Origin of the sequence: Dokdonia pacifica (assembly GCF_900188275.1) — a bacterium.
GTDB lineage: Bacteria > Bacteroidota > Bacteroidia > Flavobacteriales > Flavobacteriaceae > Dokdonia > Dokdonia pacifica.
Genome location: NZ_FZNY01000022.1, coordinates 1 through 1,986 on the forward strand (window position 1 = coordinate 1; position 1,986 = coordinate 1,986).

The window sequence follows — 1,986 nt, forward strand, 5'->3', positions numbered from 1 at the left end:
TTAGAAAAATAAAAGCAAAATATGTAAATTTGGCTTAGTGAGAATTCGAAAGACAGTACTTATTCCTTGCCCTACGTTCCTTACACCAAACGTTGCCCACAATTTGAGAGATGAACTATCTGAATTTTAAAAAACAATATCCGAAAAGCTTAAATAAGTTTTTTTGTTGGGTTTCTGAACAGAACCCTAACGAACAGAATGACTACGTGGATAATATTTATTTTTATCAGTTCTTTTCTGAAATATTTGAATATCATCCAGATTTTGGGGTTTCAATTGAAAACCAAAAATATTTGGATGTATTAAAACCCATATTATCTAAAACGAAAGAAATTGACAATGACTATTGGGAAAATAGAAGTAAAATATTAATGGGAAAATATAGTGATACAGGTAACGAATTTATTCAAATTAGATTTCATCAAGAAAGTGATTATGAAAATGCGTTTTATGTTTTAGAAATACTAATTAATAAAGGGTTGTATGCTTAACAATAAAATACTCGCAAACCATCTTCATAAACTTGGACTAAACATTACTTGTATAACCAATTATATAACTGAACATAATTTTTATGATGCTAATATTCTAAAAGGCGCATATCACGAATGGAAACACCTTAAAAAGTCAAGACAGTCGATAGAGGAAATAAAAGAATACGATTGGGAAAATGCAGTTGGAATAGGAACAATAGCTGGATTTGAGAACTTACATGTATTGGATATTGACGGTTGCACAAATTACGGTTTCATAGAAGATTTATTAATTATTTTAGGTTTACCAAAACATTATGAATGGGTTGTAAAAACAGGAAGTTTAGACGGCTATCATATTTACTTTTATTCAGAATTAATTGAAACATTAGAAGAAGACCAAGTTGCATCTTCATATCCACCAAATTTGGATAATACAGGTTTATTTGAGAAAATAGAATTACTTTGGAGAACACACGTTGTTCTGCCAAATTCTATTCATAAATCTGGTTCAAAATACAGTTTTACTAATTGTAAATTCCCTAAAGAAAAACCTCTTTATATAGATATAAATAAATTTAAAATCATTGAAAGTCTTTTTCTAAATATTTCAGAAATCGAAAGAAAAAAAGTTTACTTCTCACTTTCAATTGAGAAACATAGAAATATAAAACAGCCAAATAAAGATATAAATTTAATAGACCTTTCTTCAATTGAGGGAAATCTATTTTTCCTGTTTGACATAGAAACAGATGGTTTAATTGAAAACAATAATTATCCAAATATTGTTCAAATTTCTTGGATGATTATGGACATAAAAGGTATTGTATACAAAAAGGTAACTGAATTAGTAAATTCAGATTTTAATAAAGAATCAGAAGCATTTAAAATAAACAAACTCAATCCAGAGATAATAAAAAAAATAGGAAAAGAGCCTTCAGAAGTTTATTTAGATATTACTTACGATTTAAAGCATTGTAAATTTATTTCAGCTCATAACTTAAAATTTGACTTATCTGTTTTGGAAAACGAATTTGAGAATCATCAAATTGATTTTAATTTTAATAATTTGACTCAATTTTGCACAATGGAATTCGGGACTGAACTTTTGTCTAATGAACAAAATCCTGATGCAAAATTTCCAAAAATGACCGAATTATATGAATACTTGTTTAATCATAAAGTAAAGCAATTCCATAATGCAAATTCAGATGTAACCATTCTTGCAAAATGTATTAAAGAGTTATTGTATAAAGGAAAATTAGACCATTTGAAAAACAAATAAAAAAACTGTGGGCAACACCGTGTATAATTAATTGCTTGGTTTTAGTCAATTTACGAAAGTCCTCGCGGACTTTCTATTCAGTTTTTATTTACTAAATTCAGTGCTTAAAACACGCAACTAATCATACACAAACACGTTGCCACACATATGAAAAAAAAGATTGTCATTATATTAATTTTGTTTTTCAGCAACATTTTATTTGCTCAAAAATTGAATTTCGGAAACTTC

General features: G+C 27.5%; 2 protein-coding genes. Both read left to right on the forward strand.

The features are described 5' to 3' along the window. Positions 1-110 precede the first annotated feature (110 nt). The gene (locus tag CHB80_RS24305; RefSeq protein WP_089374119.1) at positions 111-491 is read left to right on the forward strand and encodes a hypothetical protein; all 381 of its coding nucleotides are present in this window, start codon (positions 111-113) and stop codon (positions 489-491) included. Further along, a complete protein-coding gene (locus CHB80_RS24310; RefSeq protein ID WP_089374120.1) occupies positions 484-1,758 on the forward strand; it encodes a bifunctional DNA primase/polymerase in 1,275 nt (424 codons plus the stop codon). The genes CHB80_RS24305 and CHB80_RS24310 overlap by 8 nt, the downstream gene beginning before the upstream one ends. The last annotated feature ends 228 nt before the right edge of the window (positions 1,759-1,986 follow it).